1 protein-coding gene is annotated in these 5,957 nt (G+C 71.4%); it reads right to left on the bottom strand.

The features are described from left to right. Positions 1 to 5,957 (bottom strand): SDR family NAD(P)-dependent oxidoreductase (locus ACZ4FV_RS51500; protein ID WP_465328326.1); only part of this gene is annotated, 5,957 nt, incomplete at both ends.

Raw genomic sequence — 5,957 nt, 5'->3', positions numbered from 1 at the left:
GAACGAACGCCACAACTCGGCAAGCGACACCATCACCGCCCACAACACCGGCTGCACCACATCGACCCGACCCAGCCACTCCTCCGACTCCGACCCCAGAACCGACGACAACGACCAATCCACAAACGGCGCGAGCGCCCCCTCACACTCCGCGATCCGCCCGGCGAACACCGCCGACGAACCCAACAACCCCGCCGCCATCCCCAACCACTGCGACCCCTGACCCGGGAACACCAGCACAGTGCGTCCCGAAGACCTCGCCACACCCGAAAGCACACGCGATCCGGGCTCCCCTGCCGCCAGCGCCGCCAACCCGGACGCCAACTCGGCCCGATCCGCAGCCAGTACGACACCCCGGTACTCCAACACCGCGCGTGACGCGAACAGCGCCGATGCCACCTCGGCCGGGTCCGCCGCCTCCCGTTCGCCCACGAAGTCGGCCAACCGCAGCGCCTGCCCGCCCAGGGCGGCCGCCGACTTGCCCGACAGCAGGAACGGCAGAGCCGTACCGGGAGGCCCGCCCGTGGCCGACGGCTCGATCGCGGGCTCCCCGACGGGTGCCTGCTCCAGCACCACGTGCGCGTTCGTACCGCTGATCCCGAAGGAGGAGACGCCCGCCCGGCGCGGCCGGCCCGTGTCCGGCCACTCCCGTGCCTCGGTCAGCAACTCGACGTCGCCCGCCGTCCAGTCCACGTGCGGAGTCGGCTCGGCCACGTGCAGCGTCTTGGGCAGCAGGCCCTCGCGCAGCGCCATCACCGTCTTGATCACCCCGGCGATGCCGGAAACCGCTTGGCCGTGACCGAGGTTCGACTTCAGCGAGCCGAGCCACAGCGGGAAGCCGGGCGCACGGTCCTGGCCGTAGGTGGCGATGATCGCCTGGGCCTCGATCGGGTCGCCGAGCGTCGTACCGGTGCCGTGCGCCTCGACGGCGTCCACGTCCTGCGCGCTCAACCCCGCATTCGCCAACGCCTGCCGGATCACCCGCTGCTGCGAGGGCCCGCTGGGCGCGGCCAGGCCGTTGCTGGCACCGTCCTGATTGATCGCGGTGCCGCGGACCACCGCCAGCACCCGGTGGCCGTTGCGCTCGGCGTCCGAGAGCCGCTCCACCAAGAGCACCCCGACGCCCTCGGACCAACTCGTGCCGTCGGCGGTCGAGGAGAACGCCTTGCTGCGGCCGTCCGACGCAAGGCCCCGTTGGCGGCTGAACTCGACGAACAGGCCCGGGGTCGGCATCACGCTGACGCCGCCGACCAGTGCCATCGAGCAGTCGCCGCCGCGCAGCGCCTGCGCGGCCAGGTGCAGGCTCACCAGCGAGGACGAGCACGCCGTGTCGACGCTCACCGCCGGGCCTTCGAGGCCGAAGGTATACGCGACTCGGCCGGAGCCGACGCTGCCGGCGTTTCCGGTGCCCAGGTAGCCCTCGACGTCCTCGGGCGTACGGTCGAGGCGCGTGGCGTAGTCCTTGGCGAGCATGCCGAAGAACACGCCGGTCCGGCTGCCGCGCAGCGTGGCCGGGTCGATCCCGGCCCGCTCGATCGCCTCCCACGAAGACTCCATCAGCAGCCGCTGTTGCGGGTCCATCGCGAGCGCCTCACGCGGCGAGATGCCGAAGAACTCGGCGTCGAAGTCGGCCACGTCGTCCAGGAATCCACCGGTACGGACGTAACTCTTGCCGTGCCGCTCGGGGTTCGGGTCATACAGACCGTCCAGGTCCCAGCCACGGTCGGTCGGGAAGCCGGCGATCGCGTCGCGGCCGTCGGCCACCAGGCGCCACAGATCCTCCGGCGAACCGACCCCGCCGGGGAACCGGCAGGCCATGCCGACGATCGCGATCGCCGCGTCGTCCACGGCGGGCCCGGAGACCGGGATCGCGACGGCACCGGCCGTGCCGAGCAACTCGCCGCGGAGGAACCCGGCGAGGGCGAGCGGGGTCGGGTGGTCGAACACGAGGGTGGTCGGCAGTCGCAGCCCGGTGGCCGTGTTGAGGCGGTTACGCAACTCGACGGAGGTGAGCGAGTCGAAGCCGAGATCCTTGAACGCGTGTCCCGCGTCCGTCGATCCGGCGGAACCGTGGCCGAGGACCGCAGCGACGTTGGCGCGGATCAGATCGACCAGGATGTGGGTCTGCTCGGCGTCCGTGACCGCCTGAAGCTCGCGAACCAGCGGGTTGTGCTGTCCGCCGCCGACCGTCTCGACGGCACGGCGCGCCCCGCGGGTGCGAACGAGGCCCTGGAGGAGCCTGGGCAGCACACCGGCCGCGGCTTGGGTGCGAAGCGCGGTGTGCACCAACCTGGCTGCCACGAAATGCGGTTCGTCGACGTTCAGGGTGGCGTCGAGCAACCCGAGGCCCTGTTCGGCCGTCATCGCGGCGATGCCGGAGCGGTGCATCCTGGCGAGGTCCTGCCGGCCGAGCTGCCCGGTCATGCCACTCGCGTCGGCCCACAGGCCCCACGACACGGAACTCCCCGGAAGGCCGTCCGCGTGCCGCTGTCCCGCGAGGGCGTCCAGGAAGGTGTTGGCCGCCGCATAGCCCGCTTGGCCGACGTTGCCGAGCACGCCGGCGAGGGAGGAGAAGAGGACGAAGGCGGAGAGGTCGTGGTGGGCAGTGAGTTCGTGCAGGTTGACCGCGCCGTCGACCTTGGATCGCAGCACACGTTCCAGGCTCTCGGGGGTCATCGACTCGATCAGGCCGTCGTCCAGGACACCGGTGGCATGGACAACCGCCGTGAGCGGCGCGCCGACGGGGATCCGCGCCAGGAGTGCGGCGAGGGCTTCCCGATCGGCCGCATCGCACGCTTCCAGGACCACCCGGGCGCCGAGACCGGTGAGTTCGGCCTTCAACTCGACTGCGCCAGAGGCGTCGGGGCCGCGCCGGCTCGCCAGTACGAGGTTGCGCACGCCGTGTCGCGTGACCAGATGGCGGGCCACCAGGCCGCCCAGGGTGCCCGTGCCGCCGGTGATCAGGACGGTCCCGCCCGGATCGAGCGGCACCGGCATCCGCAGTACGAGCTTCCCGGTGTGCCTGGCCTGCGCCATGAACCGGAACGCCTCCGGCGCCCGCCGCACATCCCACGACCGCACCGTGATCGGCACCAGCGCACCCGACCCGAACCACCCCAAGAGGTCGCCGAGCAGCTTCCCGATCCGCTCCGGCCCCGCGTCCAGCAGGTCGTACGCCTGATACGAAACCCCGGGATACCCGACCCGCACCGCCTCCGCATCCCGGATGTCGGTCTTGCCCATCTCCAACAACCGGCCACCGTCGGCCAGGAGCCGCAGCGAGGCGTCCACGAACTCACCCGCGAGAGAGTTCAACACCACATCCACACCACGCCCACCGGTGGCCGTACGGATGTGCTCCTCGAAGTCGAGCGTGCGGGAATCGGCGATGTGGGCGTCGTCCAGACCCAGCGATCGCAGAGTGTCCCACTTGCCCTCACTCGCCGTCGCGAATACCTCGGCACCCAGATGACGCGCGATCTGCACCGCCGCCATCCCCACCCCACCCGCGCCGGCATGAACCAACACCGACTCACCGGCCCGCAGACCACCCAGCTCGACCAAGCCGTAATACGCCGTCAGGAACACCACCGGCACCGACGCCGCCCGCTCGAACGACCAAGCCTCGGGAACCGCGGCCGTCATCCGGCTGTCGGCCACCGCCACCGGACCGAATGCGTCCCGGAACATCCCGAACACCCGGTCACCGACCGCAAATCCCGATACCTCCGAACCGACCTCCGTGACGACGCCGGCGCCCTCGCTGCCCATGCCGGTCTGATTCGGCACCATGCCGTGCCCGATCAGCACGTCGCGGAAGTTGACCCCTGCCGCGTGGACGGCGATCCGCACCTCGATCGGGTCCAGCGGCCGTTCCGCCTCCGGGGCGGGCAGGAGGGCCAAATTCGACAGGGTGCCCGCCCGGGCCGTCTCCAGGCGCCAGGCGCCGGAGGGCGGGGAAACCAGACCGGCGCCCGACGCGGTACGGGCCAACCGCGGTGCCAGCAGGGCGCCGTCGCGGACCGCGACCTGTGGTTCCGCGCAGGACAGGGCTGCGGGGAGCGCGGCGAGGGACGGGTCGTCGGGGTCGAGATCGACGAGGACGAAGCGGCCCGGGTGCTCGCTCTGCGCGCTGCGCAGCAGCCCCCAGAGCGGGGCGTGCACGAGGTCTGCGGCTCCGGAACCGTCAGCGGTCCGGATCGCACCGCGCGTCACGGCCACCAGCCGAGAGGAAGCGAAACGCTGGTCTGCCAGCCACTGTTGGACTATGGCGAGGACGCCCGTGAGCGTCTCCACCACCGCGTCCGCCGTCCCGGGCGCGGCGCGCTCTTCGGACTCGACTATGTCGGCCGGAGGAAGGAACGTGACCGCGACGACGTCCGGAACGGCGCCATCGATCTCGCCGACCGCATGCAGGTCGGTGTACGCCTCGGCGCGGACGTTCCCGGCACGCAGCCGGTCGACCGACTCCGCCGCGTCCGACCCGAGCACGGCCCAGGTACCGGTCGTGATCTCCGTCGGTTCGACCGGGGTCCAGTCGACGAGGAAGAGTGCGTCGTGCGCGGGGCCGCGGACCAGGTCGAGCCGGTCCGGTGCCATCGGTCGCACGGTCAGGCCCCGCGCGGAGAACACCGGCCGGCCGGAGGAGTCGGCCGCGTGCACTGCCAGGGTGTCGGTACCCGTGACGGTCAGTCGAACCCGCAGCGCGGTGGCGCCGGTCGCGTGCAGCGTGGCGTCCGTCCACACGAAGGGCAGCCGGACCGTGCCCGCCTCGGCGGCGCCCAGACTGGTGCGGCCGGCGGCGTGGAGAGCGGCGTCCAGCAGCGCCGGATGGAGTCCGAACCGCTCGGCGTCGCGGACCTGTTCGGCCGGGAGGGACACCTCGGCGTATACGTCGTCGCCCGAACGCCAGGCCGCGCGCAAGCCCTGGAACGCCGGACCGTAACCGTATCCGGCGGCCGCCAAGTCGGCGTAGAAGCCGTCCAGGGCCACGGATTGCGCACCGGCGGGCGGCCATGGTCCGAATTCGTCCACGGCTTCGGCAAGGGACGGCGCCAGCACACCGGAGGCGTGTCGGGTCCAGGCGTCGTCCAGGGCTCCGCCGCTCTGGGCCCGTCCGTATACGGATACGCCGCGCTGTCCGCCGTCATCGGGGGCGTCCACGATCACCTGGATCTGCACGGCTTCCCGCTCGGGAATCGCCAGCGGTGCTTCCAGAGCGAGTTCGGCGATCCCACCGCAGCCGACCTCGTCCCCGGCCCGGATCGCCAGCTCCACGAACGCGGTGCCGGGCAGCAACACCGTCCCGTTGACCGCGTGGTCGCGCAGCCAGGCGTGCGACCGGAGCGAGATCCGGCCGGTCAGTACGGCGCCTTGCCCGCCACCGAGTTGCACCGCCGCGCCGAGCAGTGGATGGTCCGCCTCGGCCTGGCCGAATCCGCGTGCGTCACCGTTCGAGACCGTACGTTCCAGCCAGTAGCGCTCGTGCTGGAAGGCGTACGTCGGCAGGTCGACGTGCACAAGGCCGCGGTCGTGGTTGCCCAGTAGCGGCGACCAGTCCACGGCGAGACCGTTCACGTACGCCTCCGCCAGCGCGGTGGTGAAGCGCTCCGGTCCACCCTCGCCTCGGCGCAGCGTGCCCAGCACCACGGCCTGGACGTCGGCGGACTCGATCGTGTCCTCGATCGCCGTGGTCAGCACGGGGTGGGCACTCACCTCGACGAAGGCGTCGTGCCCCTGCCGAAGAAGCAGCCGAACGGTCTCCTCGAAGCGGACGGTTTGCCGGAGGTTGGTGTACCAGTAGTTCGCGTCGAGGGCGGTGGTCTCCAGCCGCTCGGCCGTGACCGCCGAATAGAACGGGATGGTCGGCGCCATCGGTTCGATGTCGGCCAGTTCCGTCAAGAGCCGTTCGCGGATCGATTCGACCTGTACCGAGTGCGACGCGTAGTCCACCGGCA

It is taken from the genome of Embleya sp. NPDC025285 (assembly GCF_055558835.1).
Note: the sequence above shows the minus strand (reverse complement) of the source record. Positions and strands in the feature narration are given on the sequence as shown.